Consider the following 21,240-nt stretch of genomic DNA (forward strand, 5'->3'; position numbering starts at 1 on the left):
AGGCCACCCTCACTCGTTGTTGATGACCTTGTCGATCTCGGCGTCCGCTTCCTTCGCGGCCTCCTCGACCGACTGCTTGCCGGTGCCGATGGACTGCAGCATCGTCTGCAGGATCTGGGCCTTCTCGACCTGGCCCCAGCCGGGCGCCATCGGGACGAACCAGTTGGACTCGGCCGCGGTGGCCGGGACCGCCGTCGCCGGGTCGTCCTTCAGGGTGGCGAGGTCGGTCTTGTTGTTGGGCAGGTTGCCCTTCTCGATCAGGCCCTTCTGGCCGGAGGGGCCGGTGAAGGCGTTGATCCACTCGGCGGCGACGGTCTGCGCGTCGGACTTCACCGGGACGGCGAGGTCGCTGCCGCCGAGGAAGACGGGCAGGTTCTTGCCGGACGGGCCGGGCATCACGAAGTTCTCGACGTTGCCTTCGAGCTTGCCGGTCTTGTCGTTCTCCTTGGCCGCGGCGGTCGCGCCCTCCCATGCGGGGGCGAAGATCATGCCGGACTTGCCCTGGCCGTAAACGATGTACCGGTCGGACTCGTCCTTGGTCTTGTCGCCGTGCATGTACGTGTCGACGACGTTCTTGAACGCGTTGAGCCCCTTGACGGACTCGGGCGAGGAGAGGCTGGCCTTCCACTTGCCGCCGGACTCGACGGCTATGGAGCCGCCGGCGTCGTAGACGAAGGACATGGCCGCGTACCAGTCGCGGGTGGGCTGGTACCAGGCGCTGAACTTGTCGCCCCGCTTCTTCTGGACCTTGTCGAGGGCGGCGGTGAGCTCGTCGTACGTCTTCGGGGTGGATTTGACGCCCGCCGCGGCGAAGACGTCCTTGCGCCAGTTGGCGACGCGGCCACCGGCGTAGTACGGGACGCCGTAGGTCTTGCCCTCGTAGGTGACGGAGGCCTTGAGGCCGTCCAGCCAGGCGTCGGAGTGGTCGAACTTCGCCGCGTCGAGGGGGGCGAAGGCGCCCTTGACCATGTAGGCGAGCATCTCCGTGTTGCCCATCTCGACCACGTCGGGGGCCTTGTCGGTGGCGAGGACGGCGTCGAGCTTGGCGTTCTTGTCGGGCCAGCCGTAGTACTCGTGTGTGATGGTGATGCCGGGATGCTTCTTCTCGATCGCCGCGTCGGCGGCCTTGACCAGTTCCGGCCAGTTGTTCTGCGCGTCCACCGTGAGCCAGACCGTCAGCTCCTTGGTGTCCGCGCCGGTGTCCGCACTCTTCTTCTCGCCGCCCCCGCACGCCGCGATGGAGACCATCATGCCCGCGATACAGACCGCGATCGTCAGCTTCCTCTTCACGCCACCCTCCTCAGGGATGCCATTGCTCAGGGATGCCACAAACCCCCCTGCTCCCCGCGGTGACAGACGTACCGCCCATGGGGCCAGGACCTGGACCAATGGTGTAGACCAGTACGCCGGAGCTTGGCTCAGACCATTCGCCGTGTCAAGGCCACTCGAACCCCCTCTCACCAGCCGTTATGCGACCTACATATGCAGGAACCTTTATGTAATAAGCCAGCGAAAACCGCGGGCTTGAGCCACACTCTCCGGGTAGACCACTGCACCCTCGCGGAGTGGACCAGCGAAGACCCTTCCGTGGACTAGACCAGCGGGGCCTGCGAAGGTATACAGAGGGATCACGCCACGAGGAGCCGGGAAGGCGGAGCATGAGCACCGACGTCAGCAGTGCGGAGAACGAGAACGGGGCGACCGTCCGTACCGCACGCGTGCCCAAGTACTACCGCCTGAAGAAGCATCTGTTGGACATGACCGAGACACAGGCGCCCGGCACGCCGGTACCTCCCGAGCGCACCCTCGCCGCCGAGTTCGACACTTCGCGCACGACCGTGCGACAGGCGCTGCAGGAGCTGGTCGTCGAGGGACGGCTGGAGCGCATCCAGGGCAAGGGCACGTTCGTCGCCAAACCGAAGGTCGCCCAGACGCTGCAACTCACCTCGTACACCGAGGACATGCGTGCCCAGGGTCTCGAACCCACCTCCCAGCTGCTGGACATCGGCTACATCACCGCCGACGACACCCTGGCGGGGCAGCTCGACATCACCGCCGGCGGCCGGGTCCTGCGCATCGAGCGCCTCCGCATGGCGAACGGCGAGCCGATGGCGATCGAGACGACCCATCTGAGCGCCAAGCGCTTCCCGGCCCTGCGCAGGTCGCTGGTCAAGTACACCTCCCTCTACACCGCGCTCGCCGAGGTGTACGACGTCCGTCTCGCCGAGGCCGAGGAGACCATCGAGACCTCACTGGCCACCCCGCGCGAGGCCGGCCTGCTGGGCACGGACGTGGGCCTGCCGATGCTGATGCTCTCCCGGCACTCGCTGGACCAGGAAGGGCAGCCGGTGGAATGGGTACGGTCGGTGTACCGAGGTGACCGGTACAAGTTCGTGGCGAGGCTCAAGCGCCCGCAGGACTGAGCCGCTTCAGGGCCGCCGGAGGAGAACGTGTCGGCGGCCAGTGGACCTCTCCGGCTTGAACGTGGTCGAGCCGGGGAAGGCCGCAGCCACGCCGGAGTCGTACGCGATCGCCCACCGCCGCTACGCCCGACCTGGTCGCGTGCAGGGACTCGAAGGCGTCCCCGGTCCCGGGCCCACCCCGGCCGATCGGCTCGACGACGGCATCGGCTCCCGCCCGTCCGACCGCCGGGAGCCGGACGCCATCACGTCGCCGCACGGAGGGTCTGCCCGTGTCCCTTCGACCTGGCCTGTGATGCGGCCAGACGGTCGGTGCCGGGCAGCGCGATCGGGGCGGCCAGGGGTGCGCGCCGATACATACGGGAGCTGATCGGCGAGTCGGCGTACGACCGCTGCGTGGACATCCGTGCACCCATGCCCCCGACGCTCCCGTGCCGCCCCGACGGGAGTTCGAGCGCATGCGGACGGATCGACAGGAAGCGGACCTCCACCAGCGGTTCCGCTGCCACTGAACACACAACCTCCGCATCCGTTATCCGGACAGGGGGTTCCATACGACGGAACCCGTCCCTTACATTTCCTGCGCGTTGCGCAGGTGACCAGTGGCGATCAGTGAGGGGACGGAACCGGGACATGTCAGAAACGCCTGAAGTGAGACCACCGGTGGTGACACCTGTCAGGGTGGTCATCGCCTTGTGCCTGCTAGCCCCGTTCGTGGCGATGCTCTGGGTCGGTTCGTACGCCAAGACGGACCCGGCGTTCATCGGAATCCCCTTCTTCTACTGGTACCAGATGGCCTGGGTGTTCATCTCCACCGCGCTCACGGCCACCGCGTACGTCCTGTGGCAGCGCGACCAGCGCTCCCGCAAGTCCGAGACCCGGGCCGGGGGTGCCGCGAAGTGAAGGACGGCGTGAACGGCGTGGCACTCGCCGTCTTCATCTTCTTCTTCCTGGCCGTCACGGTCATGGGCTTCCTGGCCGCGCGCTGGCGCAAGGCCGAGAACGACAGCCTCGACGAATGGGGGCTCGGCGGCCGGTCGTTCGGCACCTGGGTCACCTGGTTCCTGCTCGGCGGCGACCTCTACACGGCGTACACCTTCGTCGCCGTCCCCGCGGCGATCTACGCGGCGGGCGCGGCCGGCTTCTTCGCCGTGCCGTACACGATCCTCGTCTACCCGCTGATCTTCACGTTCCTGCCCCGCCTGTGGTCGGTCTCCCACAAGCACGGCTACGTGACGACCTCGGACTTCGTACGCGGCCGCTTCGGCTCGAAGGGCCTGTCGCTGGCGGTCGCCCTCACCGGCATCCTGGCGACGATGCCCTACATCGCCCTCCAACTCGTCGGCATCCAGGCCGTGCTGGACGTGATGGGCGTGGGCGGCGGCGAGAACACCAACTGGTTCATCAAGGACCTGCCGCTGCTGATCGCGTTCGGAGTCCTGGCGGCCTACACCTACTCCTCCGGTCTCCGTGCCCCCGCACTGATCGCGTTCGTGAAGGACACCCTGATCTACATCGTCATCGCGGTGGCGATCATCTACATCCCGATCAAGCTCGGCGGCTTCGACGACATCTTCGCCAAGGCGGGCGAGGCGTACGGCCAGACCAACCCGGCGACGGACAAGCCGCGCGGCGCCCTCGTCCCCGGTGACGCCAACCAGTGGACGTACGCGACGCTGGCCCTCGGCTCGGCACTGGCGCTGTTCATGTACCCGCACTCGATCACGGCGACGCTGTCGTCCAGGAGCCGCGAGGTCATCCGCCGCAACACGACGATCCTGCCGCTGTACTCGCTGATGCTGGGGCTGCTCGCCCTGCTGGGCTTCATGGCGATCGCGGCCGGGATCCAGGTGCAGAACGGCCAGCTGGCGATCCCGCAGCTGTTCGAGACGATGTTCCCCGACTGGTTCGCGGGCGTCGCCTTCGCGGCCATCGGCATCGGGGCCCTGGTCCCCGCGGCGATCATGTCCATCGCGGCGGCGAACCTCTTCACCCGCAACATCTACAAGGACTTCATCAAGCCGGACGCCACGCCCGCGCAGGAGACCAAGGTCTCCAAGCTGGTGTCCCTGTTGGTGAAGGTGGGCGCGCTGGCCTTCGTCCTCACCATGGACAAGACGGTCGCCATCAACTTCCAGCTCCTGGGCGGCATCTGGATCCTCCAGACCTTCCCGGCCCTCGTCGGCGGCCTCTTCACCCGTTGGTGCCACCGCTGGGCCCTCCTCGCCGGCTGGGCCGTCGGCATGCTCTACGGGACGATCGCCGCGTACGGCGTGGCCTCCCCCACGCAGAAGCACTTCGGCGGCTCCTCCGCGGAGATCCCCGGCATCGGCGAGATCGGCTACATCGGCCTGACGGCCTTCGTCCTCAACGTCGTGGTCACGGTGGTCCTCACCTTCGTCCTACGGGCGTTCAAGGCCCCCGAAGGCATCGACGAGACCAAGCCGGAGGACTACACGGCGGACGCGGGCGACAAGGGCGTCCAGGTCGAGCTGCCGCCGGCGACGGCGGGGGCGGGGCACTAGACGGCTGCCGGGTCCCGGGGCGGCGCGGGGTGGTTTCTCAGCCCCCGCCGCTCCTTCGTCCCCCATCCGCGCCCCCGAAGGGCCGCAGGCCCGTCAAGGGGCGCGGGGAACGGCGCGAGAAGCCCCCACCACCCGCATCGACAACGAGCCCCTCGGGGTCGAAGGGGCAGAGCCCCTGGGGATGGGACGGGTAGGGGCGGCGGGGGCGCAAAACACCCGGCTACCCTGACCAGGTGACCGCTCGCACCCCGATCGTCCTGGACAGCGACCCCGGTATCGACGACGCCGTGGCCCTGCAGTACCTCCTCGGCACAGGCCTGTGGGATCTCAAGGCGTACACGTCGGTCGGCGGCAATCTCCCCGCCGAGTCGACCTACGCCAACGCCCGCGCCCTGTCCCGCGCCCTCCGCATCGACGGCGACGTCCCGGTGCACCGAGGCGCGGGCCGCCCCCTGTCCCGGCTCCCCTACCGGGAGGCCTCCGCCTTCCACGGCCCGGCAGGCCTCGGCGACGAGACACTGCCCGACTCGACGGCCCCGCACTCGAAGGAGTCGTCCGCACAGGCGCTGCTCCGGCTCTCGCGGGAGTACGAGGGTGAGCTGACGGTGTGCGCCACGGGCCCGCTCACGAACGTGGCCGTGGCACTGCTGGAGGACCCGGACTTCGCCCACCGCGTCGGCAGGTTCGTGTTCATGGGCGGCGCCGCCCAGGTGCCGGGGAACTTCACCCCGGTCGCCGAGTTCAACATCTGGGCCGACCCGGACGCCGCCGAGATCGTGCTCTCCTCCGGCATCCCGTTCACCATGGTCGACCTGGATGCCTCGCACCGCTGGCTGTTCCGCCCCGCCGACCTCGCCGCACTGGAGGCCGCGGGCCCGGGGACGGCCCTCGCCGCCCGGCTGATGCGCACCTACATGGACGCCTACACCCGCCACGGCGGAGACGGCACCTGTCCGCTGCACGATCCGCTGGCCGTGGGGGTCTGTGGGGACGAGGCGTTCGTCGAGGCCGCCGAGGGGGCCGTCGTCGTGGAGTGCGCGAGCGAACTCACGCGCGGCCAGACCGTGTTCGTGCCGGCCGCCGCCCGGCGCGTCTACTACTCCGAGTCCCCCTCCCTGAGCGCCCGCCTCCGCGCCACCGGCCGCGTCGCCCTGGGGCCGGGCACCCGCGACTTCACCAAGGACTTCGTGGCCACGCTGCCGCGGTGGCCGGCGGTGAGCTGACCCGGTCCGATCGTCCATGGACCGACGGCTCGGATCGTCCGTGGACCGGCAGCGGCTCGGATCATCCAAGGGCCGAGCGGCTCGGATCATCCGTATACCGAGCGGCTCGGATCACCCAGGGACGAGCAGATCGGATCATCCGACAAGCGACGGCCCCTGTGGAAAACCGCGGCCCCGCAAAGCCGCCCCTGATGCAAACTGCGACGCATGGACATCACGATCAGGCACGTGGCCCCCGATGAGTACGCCACCCTCGGCGAGATCACCGCGCAGGCCTACCTCGGCGACGGACTGCTGGACTTCGGGGAGAGCGATGTGTACCTCGGTGAGCTGCGGGACGTGGCGAAGCGGGCCGCCGCGGCCGACGTGCTCGTGGCCCTGGCGGACGGCCGGGTGCTCGGCGGTGTGACCTTCGTCCCGGCGGGCGGCCCCATGGCCGACATCGCCTCTGCGGGAGAGGCCGAGATACGGATGCTCGCGGTTGCCCCAAAAGCGCGCGGGCGAGGCGTCGGCGAGGCCCTCGTCCGGGCCTGTGTGGAGCGCGCCCGGACCGTGGAGGGCTGTGTACGCGTCGTGCTGTCGACCCACCGCACCATGCGCGCGGCCCATCGGATCTACGAACGCCTGGGCTTCACTCGCACACCGGAGCGCGACTGGAACCCCCTCCCCGACGTCCTGGACATCTCGCTGATCACCTATGAGTTGACGCTCTGACACCCTGCGAAGCCGAATGCGACACAACATGTGGGGGTGCCATCGCGACCCGGCACTAGATGTATGCTCATGCTCGCTGTCGCCGCAGGGGAATCCGGTGCGAATCCGGAACTGTCCCGCAACGGTGTACTCGCATGCGTACATACCTATTTGCGCACGCCTGTTCAGTCCGAACACCTGCTGACAGCGCGCCCGGCCGTCCGGTCCGGGTGCCTGACGTCCGGGCCTCGCGGAATGGGCCGGTGGACGCGACGCCCCCGCGCGTTCGTGTGCTGCCGCCTGCCCTCCGCAAGGCCCCTTGCCGAGCGAGGGAGAGCCCCCACGTGACCATCGCGCCAGCCGACCCGGTTTCAGCCGACCTGGCTTCAGCCCACCTGGCTTCAGCCACCCCGGCGACGGAGACCGACGGTCCCGGTACCGCGTTGCTGCGGACCCTGACCGAGCTGACCGTCGACCTCCCCGACGCCGACCCCGGCCGGGTCGCCGCCGCCGCATTGCGCGGCCGGTCCGCGAGGGCCGACGAGGCGGAGCTGCGCGAGCTGGCCACGGAGGCGGCCGCGGGCCTCATCTCCGAGGACCCCGCCTACTCGAAGCTGGCCGCCCGTCTGCTGGCCATCGGCATCCGTGCCGAGGCCGCCTCGCAGGGCGTCACGACCTTCACCGGGTCCATCGCCGTGGGCCACCGGGAGGGCCTCGTCGCCGACCGTACGGCGGAGTTCACGCGCATCCACGCCGGGCGTCTGGACGCCCTGGTCGACCCGGCCGGCGACGACCGCTTCGGCTACTTCGGCCTGCGCACCCTGCACAGCCGCTACCTGCTCCGGCACCCCCTCACCCGCAAGGTCATCGAGACGCCCCAGCACTTCATGCTGCGCGTGGCGAGCGGTCTGGCCGAGGACGACACCACCCGTGCCGTGGACGAAGTCGCCGCGCTCTACAGCCTCATGAGCCGCCTCGACTATCTCCCCTCCTCCCCCACGCTCTTCAACTCCGGTACACGCCACCCCCAGATGTCGTCCTGCTACCTCCTCGACTCCCCGCTGGACGAGCTGGACTCCATCTACGACCGCTACCACCAGGTGGCCCGTCTCTCGAAGCACGCCGGCGGCATCGGCCTGTCGTACTCCCGTATCCGCTCGCGCGGTTCGCTGATCCGGGGCACCAACGGGCACTCCAACGGCATCGTGCCGTTCCTGAAGACGCTGGACGCCTCGGTCGCCGCCGTGAACCAGGGCGGCCGGCGCAAGGGCGCGGCCGCGGTCTACCTGGAGACCTGGCACTCCGACATCGAGGAGTTCCTGGAGCTGCGCGACAACACCGGTGAGGACGCCCGGCGTACGCACAACCTGAACCTGGCGCACTGGATCCCGGACGAGTTCATGCGCCGGGTGAACGCCGACGAGCCGTGGTCACTGTTCTCCCCGGCCGACGTGCCCGAGCTGGTCGACCTGTGGGGCGAGGAGTTCGAGGCCGCCTACCGCAAGGCGGAGGCGGGCGGCCTGGCGAAGAAGACCATCCCGGCCCGTGATCTGTACGGCCGCATGATGCGCACCCTCGCGCAGACCGGCAACGGCTGGATGACCTTCAAGGACGCGGCCAACCGCACGGCCAACCAGACGGCGGAGCCGGGTCATGTCGTCCACTCGTCCAACCTCTGCACGGAGATCCTGGAGGTCACGGACGACGGGGAGACTGCGGTCTGCAACCTGGGCTCGGTGAACCTGGGCGCGTTCGTCGACCGGGCGGCGGGCGACATGGACTGGCAGCGGCTGGACGAGACCGTCCGCACCGCCGTCACCTTCCTCGACCGCGTGGTCGACATCAACTTCTACCCGACCGAGCAGGCCGGCCGCTCCAACGCCAAGTGGCGCCCGGTCGGCCTCGGCGCGATGGGCCTGCAGGACGTCTTCTTCCAACTGCGCCTGCCCTTCGACTCCCCCGAGGCCAAGGCGCTGTCCACGCGGATCGCCGAGCGCATCATGCTCGCCGCGTACGAGGCCTCCGCCGACCTCGCCGAGCGCAACGGCCCGCTGCCGGCCTGGGAGAAGACCCGCACGGCCCGTGGTGTGCTGCACCCGGACCACTACGGCGTCGAGTCCACCTGGCCGGAGCGCTGGGCGGCGCTGCGCGAGCGCGTCGCGACGACGGGCATGCGCAACTCCCTGCTCCTGGCCATCGCGCCGACGGCCACCATCGCCTCGATCGCCGGTGTGTACGAATGCATCGAGCCGCAGGTGTCCAACCTGTTCAAGCGCGAGACGCTGTCCGGCGAGTTCCTCCAGGTCAACTCGTATCTGGTGAAGGACCTCAAGGAGCTGGGCGTCTGGGACGCCCGCACCCGTGAGGCGCTGCGCGACTCGAACGGCTCGGTGCAGGACTTCGCGTGGATCCCGGCCGACGTACGGGACCTCTACCGCACGGCCTGGGAGATCCCGCAGCGCGGGATCATCGACATGGCCGCCGCCCGCACCCCGTATCTGGACCAGTCTCAGTCGCTCAACCTGTTCCTGGAGACGCCGACCATCGGCAAGCTCTCCTCGATGTACGCGTACGCCTGGAAGTCGGGGCTGAAGACCACGTACTACCTGCGCTCCCGCCCGGCGACCCGCATCGCCCGCGCCGCCCAGGGCCAGGCCCAGGCGCAGGCCCCGGCACAGCCCGAGAAGACCATCCCCCTCCAGCAGGCGGCCGACCCGGATGCCGTCGCCTGCTCCCTGGAAAACCCCGAGTCCTGCGAGGCCTGCCAGTAATGCCCAGCAACCAGAATCTCCTCGACCCCGGCTTCGAGCTGACTCTCCGTCCCATGCGCTACCCGGACTTCTACGAGCGCTACCGGGACGCGATCAAGAACACCTGGACCGTCGAGGAGGTCGACCTCCACTCGGACGTCGCCGACCTGGCGAAGCTGTCCGAGGGTGAGCAGCACATGATCGGCCGGCTGGTCGCGTTCTTCGCGACGGGCGACTCCATCGTGGCGAACAACCTCGTGCTGACGCTGTACAAGCACATCAACTCCCCCGAGGCGCGCCTGTACCTGAGCAGGCAGCTGTTCGAGGAGGCCGTGCACGTCCAGTTCTATCTGACACTGCTCGACACCTATCTCCCCGACCCGGCGGACAGGGCGGCGGCCTTCGACGCCGTCGAGAACATCCCGTCCATCCGGGAAAAGGCCGGGTTCTGCTTCAAGTGGATGGACTCGGTCGAGAAGCTGGACCGGCTGGAGACCAAGGCCGACCGCCGCCGCTTCCTGCTGAACCTGATCTGCTTCGCCGCGTGCATCGAGGGCCTGTTCTTCTACGGCGCCTTCGCGTACGTCTACTGGTTCCGCAGCCGGGGTCTGCTGCACGGTCTGGCGACCGGCACCAACTGGGTGTTCCGTGACGAGACGATGCACATGTCCTTCGCCTTCGAGGTGGTGGACACCGTGCGCAAGGAGGAGCCGGAGCTCTTCGACGACCAGCTTCAGCAGCAGGTCACGGACATGCTGAAGGAGGCCGTCGAGGCCGAGCTGCAGTTCGGGCGCGACCTGTGCGGTGAAGGCCTCCCGGGCATGAACACCGAGTCGATGCGGCAGTACCTGGAATGCGTCGCCGACCAGCGCCTGACACGCCTGGGCTTCGCGCCGCTCTACGGCTCGGAGAACCCGTTCTCCTTCATGGAGCTGCAGGGCGTCCAGGAGCTGACCAACTTCTTCGAGCGGCGCCCGTCCGCGTACCAGGTCGCGGTGGAGGGCACCGTCGACCTGGACGAGGAGTTCTAGGGACTTCCGGGCACCGAGGTCACTTGAGTGTGACCGCGTCCCCGGCCGACGTGACCCTCGCGGTCGTCGTCGTGCCGGGGAAGTACCAGCGCCAGCTGCCCGCCGCCGTGGCGGTGACCTTGGTGCCGATCTTCCCGGCGCTGCCCGTCTTCACCGTCTTGACGGTGGTGTAGCGGGCGGCGCCGTTCTTCCTGAACTGGAGCTGAACCGACTGCCCGGTGAACCCGTGGTACTTGAGGGTCTCCCAGTCGGCCCGGGCCAGACGGCCGGCGACGGTGATCTTCGTGCCCTTGGCGACCTTCTCGGGCTTGATGACCGTCGTGAGGTTCGAGGCACGCTTGACCTTGTACCGGGCGATGTTGTCGGAGATCCAGTAGTCGCCGTCGTTGGCCTTGACGGTGGCGTTGACCTGCCAGACACCGGCGACGCGATTGGAATCGATGTCGTCGCTGTCGGCGATCCAGCCGGGATCGACCGTCATGGTGCCCGTGCACACCGAGGTCGTCGAGCTCTTCCTGGCGCAGGACGAGTCGCCGTCCCAGGTCATGAAGCCATAGCCGTTGGACCTGTTGAACGTGCTGAGATCCGTGATCTTCCTGGCGCCCGAGTTGTCCTTGACGGTGACGGCGACCGGGAACCTGATGGTCTTCGATGTCCCGATGATCACGTTTCCGCCACCGTTGACGACCGTCTTGGTGACGCGGACGTCTCCCCGGCCCTCCGCGTGGGCCCCTGTCGCCGCCAGCAGCACCAGGGCCGCCGCCCCGCCCGCCACGGCCAGGGTCCGGCCGTGTGCGGGGCGCGTTCTGTGTCTCATGATCCTCCCCTTGGGTCGAGGAGAGGCTACACAGGGAGTCGACCGCTGTCGTACAGATATGCGATCAGGCGGCGCGGGCGATGCCATGCGACGTCCGCCGCTCCTCCGCCCGCCTGAGCTGACGGTCCACGCGCCAGTCGTGCACGACGCCGACGATCGCCGGCAGCGCGACCAGGGCGAGCAGTCCGAGGACGGCCAGGGTTCCGATGAGTCCTTGCAGCTGTGTCGTATCCATGGACACCACTGTCGCGCCGAACACTCCTGACAAACAGTGGCAGGACTGCCGCACCCCCTCGAATTACTGCCACATCCGAGGCACACTGGCAGCATGCTGAAAAACGTGGCCACCGTCCTCATGGAGGGCGTGCATCCCTTCGAACTGGGTGTCGTCTGCGAGGTCTTCGGCCTCGACCGCAGCGACGAGGGCCTGCCCGTGTACGACTTCGCGGTCGCGTCGGCGGAGGGGCCGACCCTGCGGACCCACGCCGGGTTCACGATCTCCACGCCGTACGGCCTGGACCGGCTCGAAGAGGCCGACCTGGTCGTCGTACCGGCGGGCGAGAGCTATGTGCGGCGGATCTACCCGGCCGAGCTGCTGGACGCGCTGCGCCGGGCCGCCGACCGGGGCGCCCGGGTGCTGAGCGTGTGCTCGGGAGTGTTCGTGCTCGGCGCGGCCGGCCTGTTGGACGGGCGGTCGTGCACGGTGCACTGGCGGCACGCCGAGGAGCTGACCCGACAGTACCCGCGGGCGGTGGTCGAACCGGACGTGCTGTACGTGGACGCGGATCCGGTGATCACCTCGGCGGGCACGGCCGCCGGAATCGACGCCTGCCTGCACATCGTCCGCAAGGAACAGGGACCCGAGGTCGCCAACAAGATCGCCCGGCGGATGGTGGTGCCGCCGCACCGCGACGGCGGCCAGGCGCAGTACATCGAGCGACCGCTGCCCCGCTCGCAGTGCGACACGGTCGGAGAGGTGCTCGTGTGGATGGAGCAGCACCTCGACGAGGAGGTCACCGTCGAGCAGCTCGCCGCCCGCGCGCACATGTCCCCGCGCACGTTCGCCCGCCGCTTCCAGCAGGAGACCGGGACCACGCCGTACCGCTGGATCCTGCGCCAACGGGTGCTGCTGGCCCAGCGGTTGCTGGAGGCGACGGACGAGACGGTGGACGCCATCGCCTGGCGCACCGGCTTCGGCACCGCCGCCGCCCTGCGCCATCAGTTCGTACGGTCACTGGGCACGACCCCGCAGGCCTACCGCCGGACCTTCCGGGGCCCGGAAGCCGCCTGAGGGCAGGGCCGGCGCGGCTCAGTCGTTCGCGACCACGGGGTACCGGGGCTCGCTTTCCGCCATCTGCCGCAGCGCGTCCTTGCGGTCACGCTTGGAGAGCCGGTCGATGTACAGGTAGCCGTACAGGTGGTCGGTCTCGTGCTGCAGGCAGCGTGCGAAGTAGCCGGTGCCGCGCACCTTGATCGGGTTGCCCTTCTCGTCCTGCCCGGTGACCTCGGCGTAGTCGGGGCGGGCGAGCGGCATGTACGCGGTCGGCACCGACAGGCAGCCCTCGTTGCTGTCGTCCAACCGGCGCGTCTCGGCGGGCAGTTCGACCAGCTTGGGGTTGCAGATCACACCGGTGTGCCGCTTGCCCTCGTCGTCCGGGCAGTCGTACACGAACACCTTCAGATCGACGCCGACCTGGTTCGCGGCCAGGCCCACGCCCTCCGCCGTGCGCTGGCTGGCGAACATGTCGTCCACCAGCTTCGCCAGCTCGTCGCCGAACTCCGTGACGTCCTTGCACTCCTTGTGCAGCACCGGGTTCCCGACCACGGTGATCGGCAGCGACGTGCCGCGCTCCCGGTACGCCTGCTCGCGCTCCTCGCAGTCCTCCGTGTCGACGACGAACCCCTCGTCATCGACGGGGAGCACGCCCACGTGCTGCTGATCGGTGTCCTGCTGGGCCATGACAGACGTACGCCTTCCTAGAAAACAGGGGGTTGTGATGCTGATACAGGGTACGGGGATCGCGCGGGTCGAGGGGCCCCTGTCAGGTAGCGCCCCGTGAGGGGCGCGGGGAACCGCGCGACCAGCCACGTAGGGCACGCACCCGGACGACGCCTAACAGACCTCTTCCAGATCCCGCCAGTCACGGGAATCCGGGCTGTCCGCGACCCACCCGTCCAGCAACCCCCGGACCAGCGAAGCCGGCGCGGCGATCCCGCACTCCCGCTCCGGCGCCCACAACTGCCCGTCCGTCACATGCCCCAGCGGCCCGGGATGCCCCGGCTCACTGTGATCGTGCGGATCGAGATGCTCACCGTCCCCCTCGTCGGACGGCATCCGCGACTCGGAACACAGCCGGCACAACAACCGCACCGACGACGACCAGTCCTCCGCCGCGAACCCGGCGTCCGCCGCGAGCCGCTCCAGCGCGTCCCGGTCCGCCTCGGTCGCGGCCTCCAGCAGCACCACCCACGTCGGCACAGGAGAAGGCGCCCACAGCTCGATCTCGTCGAACACCGGATAGGCGTGCCCGACGGCCGTGGTCCGCTCCCCGTGCGGTACCCCGTCGTGCAGGACGACCTCGCCCCAGCGCCGTCCGGACGACGGCAGCGGGATGGAGAGGACCTCGATCCGGGCGGGGTCGAGCCGCCGCCCCCACACGACCTCGGCCTCACCCTCCGGCGAGAGCCGTACGGCCGCGCTGCCGAGGTCCATGCCCACCGGCTCCCCGTTGTCGCCGGGGCCGCTCCCGGGCCTCGGCCGGGAAGCACCGCCGGGCACCCGCAGCCCGTACGCCTGCCAGGCCCGGCGGGCCAGCGGCCAGTCCTGCAGGGCGGTCGCGGCGATGCCCACGTTCCACCAGTCGGGCGCCCCGGTCTCCCGGTCCAGTAGTGCTACGGCCCTGAGCCCCGCCGCCCGCGCCTGCTCCCAGTCGTGCCGGAACTTGTGCAGCAGGGCGAGGTTGAACCAGGACTCGGACAGCCACGGCTCCAGGTCCGCGGCACGTGTCAGCAGCGCGCCCGCGTCCTCGTACCGACCGTCGCCGATCAGCGTGAACGCACGATCGGTCGCCTGCCGCCAAGAGGCGGAGGGCCGATGCCGTCCCTTGCCGAAGATCCTCACGATTCCCGCCTGCCAGTTACGGTTCCCGCCTGCCAGTTCCGTCGGAGTGGGCTGGCCGTCGCCCCCGGTACACCCTCTCTCCCTCGCATCCAACCACGACCGCGTGGAGGGCCGCTCATTACCCATGGGTTACCCCACAGTGGGCAGGGTCAGACAGTCTCCCGACAGTACCCTCGCGCGCGATTCCGCCACCTCCGGGCGACAGTCCCGTGCCGTCCCCGGCCGCAGTTCCGCCAGCGCCCTGAGCGTCCCACCGGGCCCTGCTTCCCGGACCTTCTCCTCGTATGCGTGCACAGCCCGTGCGATCTGCGCGCCGCCAGACTGCTCACGGTACGGATCCGCCTGCCGCTCCACCACCGCCGCGACCTCGGCGTCCACCCCCGGTCTGCCGTACGACCGCGCCGCCCGGCCGCGCGATCAGGCGCTGTTCGGCCGCCCGGAGCCCGGCGGTGGCCCGGCCGGCACGGGGTCGAGGAGGCTCGGCCGACCGATGCCGTGCATCGGCACCGCGTGCTCGGGACGGTGGGCTCCGGCTCGCCGAGCCCCAGCTCACGCCCCACCTCACGACTGAGCGCGGCCGCGCGCCGGGCGTGCCCGGCCGGGGTGTACCCGGCGATCTCCGTGGCCGGGCGGGCGAGACGCTGCTCTGCCGGTAGGTGGTCCGCACGGCCGCGTACTGCCGTAACCCTCCCCCACTGCCCCAAGGGCGTGGGAGGGGCCGCCTACGGGTGAACCCATGAAGCCAGCATGGCCGGATTAGCTCTTTCGAGTGAGCCGCCGTGCCGGCGAAGCGGCTCTCCGGCCTGGTGACGTTCCCACGACGGCCCTTCCGAAAGCGGCCACGGAGGCCGTCCTCCCACAAACGAACCGCACGGGCGACGAGATCCGACGGCCGGCACCGCACCGGCGGTCCACGAAACCGTCGACACCGCTCGGCTCAGTGCGCCACGTCCGCCGCGAGCACCTTGTTGAGCTGCTCCACGGTCGCCGGGGACTCTCTCTGGAAGGCGGCGAAGTCGAGGCCGTCGTCGCCCATGACCGTCAGGAGGGTGCGCTCGCCGACGGCGATGACGATGACGTGCCCGGCACCGCACCGGACGACGACCTCGCGGAGCGCGCCGACGCCGGACTGGTCGGCCATGCGGCGGCTGACGCCGAGGGTGGCGGCGGCCAGCGCGGCGACGGACTCGGCGTGGACCTTGTCGACGTCGGCGACGACGAGAAGCCCGTCCACGGTGGACAGGACGCTCTCGGTGACGCCCATCACCCGGTCACGCAGCGAGGCCAGGATGCCGGTCAGCGATTCGGTCGATGCGTGTGTGGTCATGGGCACGTGCTCCTTGGTCCAGACGTCTGCGGTGGGGTGTGCGGTCCGAGCGGCAGGGGGTGGCGTGAGAGTCCTGTGCGGTGCCCGCGGTGTCCGGTGGGTGGCCTCGGTGTGCCGGACGGAGGCCCTCGTAGCTGGGCTACTCGTGGCCCCTGGCCGGTGCGGCGAAGGTACGTGCCGGGTGCCGCAGGTGCTGTGCGGACTTTCACCGCACCCCCCTTAGTCGGAGAGGTGCCGGTCGGACTCGGGAAGAGCCCGCAGCCCGCGGCGGACACGCCGCAGCATTTCGAGGGAGGGTTGGTCGGCGAGCAGTTCCTCGGCCGACAGCAGGGACAGGGGCGGGAAGGGGGGCGGCACGGCCGGGTTGTCCGGCGTGTCGTTCCCGGCCTTCGCGGGAACCCTTGCGGCGCCCCGGACGGGTAACGGCGGCGGTCCCGCTTCAGCGCCACCGGGCTCGGCGCGCGACGGCCGTGGTGCGGCAGCGGCGCCGGACGGAGCGGAAGGTGGTTGGTCGGCCGTCGTGCCACCGGCCTCGGTGGACGGCGGCGGTGGTGCGGCCGTGGGGACGGGCGCGGCGGGCGGTGGGGTTTCGGCGGGTGGGACCGGCTGGTCGTCCGCGGCTGTCCTCGGGGCCGAACGCCGTCGGAGGCGGGCGGCCTTGCTGCGTATGCGGCGCTTGCGGGCCGGGTCTTTGTCGGGGCTCACTGCCCGTCCTTCGCTCCGAGGTCTCCGCTGGGAGAGCCTCCACCGGGCCTGCGTCTGGGCAGGGGACCGGCTCTCGGTGACGGCTCGTCGGATACCGGGTGCCCCTGTGGGATCCGGGGCGCGGTGCTGGGCCGGCTGTCGGGCTCGGTCCTGGTCTCCCATCGGACGGCCTGGAGCGACTCCAGTCGGATGAGGTCCAGCATCACCGCGTAGAGGCCGCGCCCCCGGGCGAAGGCGATGTCACGCGGGGTGCGGCGGCCGTTGACGCTCTCGACGAGGTCGCGGTGGCGTCGGGTCAGCCGGCCGTCGTGTTCCGGGGTGGCGTGGCCGGAGACCGGTTCGGGCCGGGCGCGGGCCAGTTCGCCCGCGGGGCCCCACAGCCGGGTCAGCAGCGCCATGCGGCGAGTGGTCTCCTCGGCCAGCGGTCGCGGCTCGACGCCCGGCCGGGCGAGGAGGGTGGGCTGCCGTGCGGTCAGCTCCCAGCCGCCGGGCGGGCTGAGCGCCATCGCGAAGGCCCCGTCGAACACGGCCGCCGTGCAGACGACCTCCAGTTCGGCGGCGCCGATCAGACCGGCGGCCGCCAGGTGCAGGTCGAGCCGGTCGGCGTCGGGTTCGGCCGCGGAGGCCGCCAGCCAGGCGTCGTCGTCGATCCGGCCCGAGGCGAGGAGCGTGGACGTCGCGGTCGGCGCGCCCGGTGTCTCGATCGCGCCGATCAGGCCGTCCCGCAGGTGAATCGTGCCACCAGGGGCACCGGAGACTCGCACCGTGCCGGTGTGGCCCTCCTGGTGCAGTGCCTGCAGAAGCGCGGGTACGTTGCGCGCCGAGGGAGTCTTCACGCCAGCACCTCTCGGGCCCGGTCGCCGAGGCTGCGCAGCGCCAGGGCCACGTTGGACCGGTCGCGGTCGAGACCGGCCGCCAGCAGCAGCGGGTCGCCGGCCGACCGGTCCACGGAGAGCAGCACCTGATGGCGTCTGCGGCTGGTCATGACCACGCTTTCCAACTCCCCCTCGGCCCCCGCCGCGCCGAGCCGCTCGGAGATGAGGGTGGCGAGATCGGAGCACTCCGCCCCCGTCCCCGCCTGGGTGTCGTCACCCGCCGCGGCGTAGGTGAGACCCGTGACCGCGTCGACAAGGGCGACACCGGTGACGCCGGGAGAGTCGAGAAGCCGGTTCAGGGAGGCCTGGAGCGCTGTCACCCGTTCCCCCATTCGCCCTCCACGTGCACGCGCCGCACAGTATTTTGAACGCCAACTTCCGTAACACACAAAAAAGTTGATGTTTGTGACCAGCGGGTCACTCGCGTTCGATCGTAGTTGGCCGGACAGTGACCGGTCAGCAGCACTGAGGAATTGGGGCAGCAATATGAACATCGAGACCGCGCTCAAGGAAGCCATGACCCTCGACGGTGCGATCGGTGTCGCGCTGGTCGACTACGAGAGCGGTATGTCGCTCGGCACCCTCGGCGGCGGGCAGCATCTCGACCTGGAACTCGCGGCGGCCGGAAACACCGAGGTGGTGCGCTCCAAGATGCGCACGCTCGCCTCGCTGGACATGAACGACGTGATCGAGGACATCCTGATCACGCTGGGCCGGCAGTACCACCTGATCCGCCCGCTGACCAGCAGCAAGGGCTCGCTCTTCCTCTACCTGGCGCTGGACCGCGGCCGCAGCAACCTGGCACTGGCCCGGCACGGCCTGAAGCGCATCGAGAACGGCCTGGAGGTCTGAGCCCGTTCCACCCCACGACGACTCGACGACTGAGCCCGTTCCATGAACGGCGAAACGGCCGCTCCCGGAACGGGCTCAGTGATCAGGTCTCCTGCGGTGCGGCCGGCGAGGCCGTCACATCGTGCTCGGGCACGGTCTGTCCCGACCGGATCAGATCGATCCGGCCCATCACCTTGGCACGCAGGTCGGTGGGGACGTCGTCCTGCCCGCAGCACCGCTTGACCAGCTTCTTGACGGCCTGTTCGAGCCCGTACTTCTCCAGGCAGGGCGAGCACTCCTCGAAGTGGTGCTCGAACTTGGTGCAGTCGGAGTCGGGCATCTCCCGGTCGAGGAACTCGTAGAGATGATCGAGGATTTCGCTGCAATCCGTCTCATGCGGCTCTCCGCAGCTCATGAGCCCGAGCCTTTCACTTCGTTCGACTCTCCGGCACCGGCCGGGACAAGCCCACGGTCACGGGCGTAGTCCTCGAGCATGCCGCGCAGTTGACGGCGGCCCCGGTGCAGCCGGGACATCACCGTACCGATGGGTGTCCCCATGATGTCGGCGATCTCCTTGTACGCAAAGCCCTCGACATCGGCGAGATAGACGGCGATGCGGAACTCCTCGGGGATCGCCTGCAGCGCTGACTTCACGTCCGAGTCGGGCAGGTGATCGAGCGCCTGCGACTCGGCGGAACGCAGCCCGGTCGACATGTGCGACTCGGCGCGCGCCAGCTGCCAGTCCTCGATCTCCTCGGCCGCGGAGCGCTGGGGCTCGCGCTGCTTCTTGCGGTACGAGTTGATGAAGGTGTTCGTGAGGATGCGGTACAGCCAGGCCTTCAGGTTGGTGCCCTCACGGAACTGGTGGAAGGACGCGTACGCCTTCGCGTACGTCTCCTGCACCAGGTCCTCGGCGTCGGCCGGATTGCGCGTCATGCGCAGCGCGGCCGAGTACATCTGGTCGAGGAATTCCAGAGCGTCCCGCTCGAAACGGGCGCTGCGCTCCGCTGCGGTCTCGGTGCCCTCGGGCTGCTCCGCCTGGCCCCGTTCGGTCCCTGCGTCGGTCCCAGTGACCGGACCCACCTCCTCCAGCGTCTGTGCGGTACCGAAATCGGTACCACCAGAATCGGAGGATAGACGACGATCCATGCCCGCCGCCGCCCGAACGGGGCCGCTCTTGGCCACGTGCAGCACCGTCCAGTCCAGGTCGGCGCGGCTGCTGCGGCTCGGGCAATAGGTCGAACCCATGCGGCGGACTTCCTCTCCTACGACGGGTCAGCACGGTCTTTCGCGCTGTCTGATCCGCACAACAGAGGCCCGCCGCTCAGCATTCCCAGCCATCGCCCGGCCCGTCATCCGAGTGACGCGATCCACTCCACGACACCGTCGGTGAGCACTCTCAGCGCCTCCTCCTGCCCGAGGGGCGCCCGCTTCGGTACGGCGAACCCGTGATCGCCGTACGGCACCTCCACGAGCCCGTACGAGCCCTCCGGGAACTCCTCCGGCCTCCCGAACGGATCGTTACCGCCCTGGACGACGAGCGTGGGCACCCCGGCCCCGAGCAGCTCGTCGGCCCGTGACTTCTCCGGCTTGCCCGGCGGGTGCAGCGGAAAGCTCAGCGCCAGTACGGCCGCCGCGCCCAGCTCCGTCGCCGTACGGCAGGCCACCCGGGCCCCGGCGCTCCGCCCGCCCGCGATCACCGGCAGCCCCGGCTTCGCCAGCGCGGGCCACAGCCCCCGCCAGCCCAGATCCAGCGTCCTCGGTGCGGGCGCGAGCTTCTTTCCGGCCACCCGCCACGGCTGCTCCACCAGGGCGACGGTCACGCCGTGCGCCGGGAGCGCGGCGGCGAGGGCCCGCAGATCCCGCGCCTCGATCCCACCGCCCGCGCCATGACCGACGGCGAGGACGATTTTCGGCCGCTCGGCTTCGCTCCAGGTGACACGGGCCGTACCGGCCTCGGTGTCGACCTCTTCTCCCACTGCCCTGCTCTCGTCCCCTGCCTTGTTGTCGCTCACGTCAGAAGAGTGTGCCCTCCTCGGGCCCCTCCAGCTCCTTCAGCAGCTCCGGGCCGTTGTTGCGGACGTTGCTGACGGCCGTGGAGACGGGGTAGGCACGCATCAGCCCGACGGGCGGCGGTGCGAGCAGACCACGCAGGTCGTCCAGGTCCGTACGGGCCGGATCGAGCCATCCGTCCCAGCGGTCGGGCGTGAGCATCAGGGGCATCCGGGGGTGGATCTCGGCCAGCGCGTGCGGACCGTCCTGCGGGGCCACAGCCAGCGGAGACGTCTCGGCCTCCGTCGTGATCACCGAGCAGGTCGCCCACCAGGCCAGCGGATGATCGTCCGGCAGCGTCCTGTCCCGCCAGAACTCGTACAGCCCGGCCATCGCGAAGACCGACCCGTCGGCCGGGAGCACGAAGTACGGCTGCTTGCGCGGTCGCTTCTTCTTCCCCTCGACCTCCAGCTCCCGCTCGCCCGTACCGGTGACCCACTCGAAGTAGCCGTCGGCGGGCAGGATGCAGCGCCGGGTGGCGAAGGCACGGCGGAACGACGGCTTCTCGTGCACGGTCTCCGCACGGGCGTTGATCATCCGGGCGGCGCCCTCGGGGCTCTTGGACCAGGACGGGACCAGACCCCACTTCAGCTTCCGCAGCTGGCGAACCGGTCTCTTGTCGTCTGCGTCCTTCAAAGGGCGGTCGAGAACCGCGTAGACCTCCTTGGTGGGAGCCACGTTGTAATCCGGCTCCAGGGTCTCCTCCGGCTCCCACTTCTCGATCTCAAAGACTCCTGCGAGATCCTCGGGCCTACGACTCGACGCATACCGTCCGCACATAAGTGCCACACTGCCAGGCCCACCCGTCACCCGACCACCACTCCCCCGACGACGGCGCTCCGCGCCGGCCCCTGTCGATCGCGACCCCGA

23 protein-coding genes, 1 pseudogene and 1 riboswitch are annotated in these 21,240 nt (G+C 69.7%); of the genes and pseudogenes, 9 read left to right on the forward strand and 15 right to left on the reverse strand.

Translation table 11 applies throughout. The annotated features are described in order from the left end of the window. Window positions 1-9: 9 nt before the first annotated feature. Window positions 10-1,290 carry an extracellular solute-binding protein gene (locus AWZ10_RS07895; RefSeq protein ID WP_046706901.1) on the reverse strand — a complete coding sequence of 427 codons (1,281 nt, stop codon included), beginning with the start codon at window positions 1,288-1,290 and terminating at the stop codon, window positions 10-12. Window positions 1,291-1,658: 368 nt separating this feature from the next. On the opposite strand from AWZ10_RS07895, the gene AWZ10_RS07900 reads away from it, so the two are divergent. Continuing rightward, window positions 1,659-2,423, forward strand: coding sequence for a GntR family transcriptional regulator (locus AWZ10_RS07900; protein ID WP_037695123.1), 765 nt, complete (start codon window positions 1,659-1,661; stop codon window positions 2,421-2,423). Window positions 2,424-2,665: 242 nt separating this feature from the next. On the opposite strand, the gene AWZ10_RS55715 is transcribed toward AWZ10_RS07900, so the two are convergent. Then, window positions 2,666-2,929 carry a hypothetical protein gene (locus AWZ10_RS55715; protein WP_046706902.1) on the reverse strand — a complete coding sequence of 88 codons (264 nt, stop codon included), beginning with the start codon at window positions 2,927-2,929 and terminating at the stop codon, window positions 2,666-2,668. Between the two features lie 124 nt (window positions 2,930-3,053). Here AWZ10_RS55715 and AWZ10_RS07910 point away from each other — a divergent pair, with 124 nt between their 5' ends. From AWZ10_RS07910 to AWZ10_RS07935, 6 genes are all read left to right on the forward strand, one after another. Beyond that, window positions 3,054-3,323, forward strand: a complete 270-nt coding sequence (locus tag AWZ10_RS07910) for a DUF3311 domain-containing protein (protein ID WP_078935519.1) — start codon at window positions 3,054-3,056, stop codon at window positions 3,321-3,323. Beyond that, window positions 3,320-4,945 carry a monocarboxylate uptake permease MctP gene (gene mctP, locus AWZ10_RS07915; protein ID WP_060890749.1) on the forward strand — a complete coding sequence of 542 codons (1,626 nt, stop codon included), beginning with the start codon at window positions 3,320-3,322 and terminating at the stop codon, window positions 4,943-4,945. Before AWZ10_RS07910 ends, mctP begins: the two co-directional genes overlap by 4 nt. 233 nt (window positions 4,946-5,178) lie before the next feature. Beyond that, complete coding sequence (locus tag AWZ10_RS07920; protein WP_060890750.1) at window positions 5,179-6,168, forward strand: nucleoside hydrolase; 990 nt, start codon at window positions 5,179-5,181, stop codon at window positions 6,166-6,168. A 207-nt stretch (window positions 6,169-6,375) separates the two neighbouring features. After that, the gene (locus tag AWZ10_RS07925; protein ID WP_060890751.1) at window positions 6,376-6,882 is read left to right on the forward strand and encodes a GNAT family N-acetyltransferase; all 507 of its coding nucleotides are present in this window, start codon (window positions 6,376-6,378) and stop codon (window positions 6,880-6,882) included. 63 nt (window positions 6,883-6,945) lie between these two features. Next, window positions 6,946-7,081: riboswitch (cobalamin riboswitch) on the forward strand. 124 nt (window positions 7,082-7,205) lie between these two features. Then, a complete protein-coding gene (locus tag AWZ10_RS07930; protein ID WP_060890752.1) occupies window positions 7,206-9,632 on the forward strand; it encodes a ribonucleoside-diphosphate reductase subunit alpha in 2,427 nt (808 codons plus the stop codon). After that, window positions 9,632-10,642 carry a ribonucleotide-diphosphate reductase subunit beta gene (locus AWZ10_RS07935; RefSeq protein ID WP_046707269.1) on the forward strand — a complete coding sequence of 337 codons (1,011 nt, stop codon included), beginning with the start codon at window positions 9,632-9,634 and terminating at the stop codon, window positions 10,640-10,642. The genes AWZ10_RS07930 and AWZ10_RS07935 overlap by 1 nt, the downstream gene beginning before the upstream one ends. 19 nt (window positions 10,643-10,661) lie before the next feature. Here the strand turns inward: AWZ10_RS07935 and AWZ10_RS07940 are convergent, their stop codons facing one another. Beyond that, window positions 10,662-11,459 carry a hypothetical protein gene (locus AWZ10_RS07940; protein ID WP_208618463.1) on the reverse strand — a complete coding sequence of 266 codons (798 nt, stop codon included), beginning with the start codon at window positions 11,457-11,459 and terminating at the stop codon, window positions 10,662-10,664. 64 nt (window positions 11,460-11,523) lie between these two features. Then, a complete protein-coding gene (locus tag AWZ10_RS52270; RefSeq protein ID WP_162948290.1) occupies window positions 11,524-11,694 on the reverse strand; it encodes a hypothetical protein in 171 nt (56 codons plus the stop codon). A gap of 93 nt (window positions 11,695-11,787) precedes the next feature. Here AWZ10_RS52270 and AWZ10_RS07945 point away from each other — a divergent pair, with 93 nt between their 5' ends. Next, window positions 11,788-12,750, forward strand: a complete 963-nt coding sequence (locus AWZ10_RS07945) for a GlxA family transcriptional regulator (protein ID WP_046707266.1) — start codon at window positions 11,788-11,790, stop codon at window positions 12,748-12,750. A gap of 18 nt (window positions 12,751-12,768) precedes the next feature. On the opposite strand, the gene def is transcribed toward AWZ10_RS07945, so the two are convergent. The 7 genes and pseudogenes from def to AWZ10_RS07970 form a co-directional block, all read right to left on the reverse strand. Beyond that, window positions 12,769-13,419, reverse strand: a complete 651-nt coding sequence (gene def / locus AWZ10_RS07950) for a peptide deformylase (RefSeq protein WP_037695097.1) — start codon at window positions 13,417-13,419, stop codon at window positions 12,769-12,771. Window positions 13,420-13,572: 153 nt separating this feature from the next. Next, window positions 13,573-14,580: a tetratricopeptide repeat protein gene (locus tag AWZ10_RS07955; RefSeq protein ID WP_046707265.1), complete on the reverse strand. Its 1,008-nt coding sequence runs from the start codon at window positions 14,578-14,580 to the stop codon at window positions 13,573-13,575. A 129-nt stretch (window positions 14,581-14,709) separates the two neighbouring features. After that, a pseudogene (locus AWZ10_RS53535) lies at window positions 14,710-15,262 on the reverse strand (metal-dependent phosphohydrolase); the annotation flags it as partial. A gap of 255 nt (window positions 15,263-15,517) precedes the next feature. Beyond that, window positions 15,518-15,907 carry a roadblock/LC7 domain-containing protein gene (locus AWZ10_RS07960; RefSeq protein ID WP_046707264.1) on the reverse strand — a complete coding sequence of 130 codons (390 nt, stop codon included), beginning with the start codon at window positions 15,905-15,907 and terminating at the stop codon, window positions 15,518-15,520. Between the two features lie 219 nt (window positions 15,908-16,126). Beyond that, the gene (locus tag AWZ10_RS51415) at window positions 16,127-16,612 is read right to left on the reverse strand and encodes a hypothetical protein (RefSeq protein WP_159058231.1); all 486 of its coding nucleotides are present in this window, start codon (window positions 16,610-16,612) and stop codon (window positions 16,127-16,129) included. Further along, window positions 16,609-17,448, reverse strand: a complete 840-nt coding sequence (locus AWZ10_RS07965; protein WP_060890754.1) for a DUF4388 domain-containing protein — start codon at window positions 17,446-17,448, stop codon at window positions 16,609-16,611. The genes AWZ10_RS51415 and AWZ10_RS07965 overlap by 4 nt, the downstream gene beginning before the upstream one ends. After that, window positions 17,445-17,786, reverse strand: a complete 342-nt coding sequence (locus AWZ10_RS07970; RefSeq protein WP_046703923.1) for a hypothetical protein — start codon at window positions 17,784-17,786, stop codon at window positions 17,445-17,447. The genes AWZ10_RS07965 and AWZ10_RS07970 overlap by 4 nt, the downstream gene beginning before the upstream one ends. A gap of 187 nt (window positions 17,787-17,973) precedes the next feature. Between AWZ10_RS07970 and AWZ10_RS07975 the strand changes: the two genes are divergently transcribed. Further along, entirely contained in the window at window positions 17,974-18,339 is a 366-nt protein-coding gene (locus AWZ10_RS07975; RefSeq protein WP_037695087.1) for a hypothetical protein, read from the forward strand. A gap of 82 nt (window positions 18,340-18,421) precedes the next feature. Here AWZ10_RS07975 and rsrA read toward each other — a convergent pair whose 3' ends face one another. The 4 genes from rsrA to AWZ10_RS07995 form a co-directional block, all read right to left on the reverse strand. Continuing rightward, on the reverse strand, window positions 18,422-18,733 hold the full coding sequence (rsrA, locus tag AWZ10_RS07980; RefSeq protein ID WP_037695085.1) for a mycothiol system anti-sigma-R factor: 312 nt from the start codon (window positions 18,731-18,733) through the stop codon (window positions 18,422-18,424). Continuing rightward, on the reverse strand, window positions 18,730-19,401 hold the full coding sequence (gene sigR, locus AWZ10_RS07985) for an RNA polymerase sigma factor SigR (RefSeq protein WP_046703918.1): 672 nt from the start codon (window positions 19,399-19,401) through the stop codon (window positions 18,730-18,732). The genes rsrA and sigR overlap by 4 nt, the downstream gene beginning before the upstream one ends. Window positions 19,402-19,670: 269 nt before the next feature. Next, window positions 19,671-20,297, reverse strand: a complete 627-nt coding sequence (locus AWZ10_RS07990; RefSeq protein ID WP_046703924.1) for an alpha/beta hydrolase family protein — start codon at window positions 20,295-20,297, stop codon at window positions 19,671-19,673. A 37-nt stretch (window positions 20,298-20,334) separates the two neighbouring features. Further along, the gene (locus tag AWZ10_RS07995; protein WP_078935262.1) at window positions 20,335-21,150 is read right to left on the reverse strand and encodes an SOS response-associated peptidase; all 816 of its coding nucleotides are present in this window, start codon (window positions 21,148-21,150) and stop codon (window positions 20,335-20,337) included. Between the last annotated feature and the right edge of the window lie 90 nt (window positions 21,151-21,240).

The organism is Streptomyces europaeiscabiei (assembly GCF_001550375.1).
In the GTDB taxonomy this organism is placed as follows: domain Bacteria; phylum Actinomycetota; class Actinomycetes; order Streptomycetales; family Streptomycetaceae; genus Streptomyces; species Streptomyces europaeiscabiei.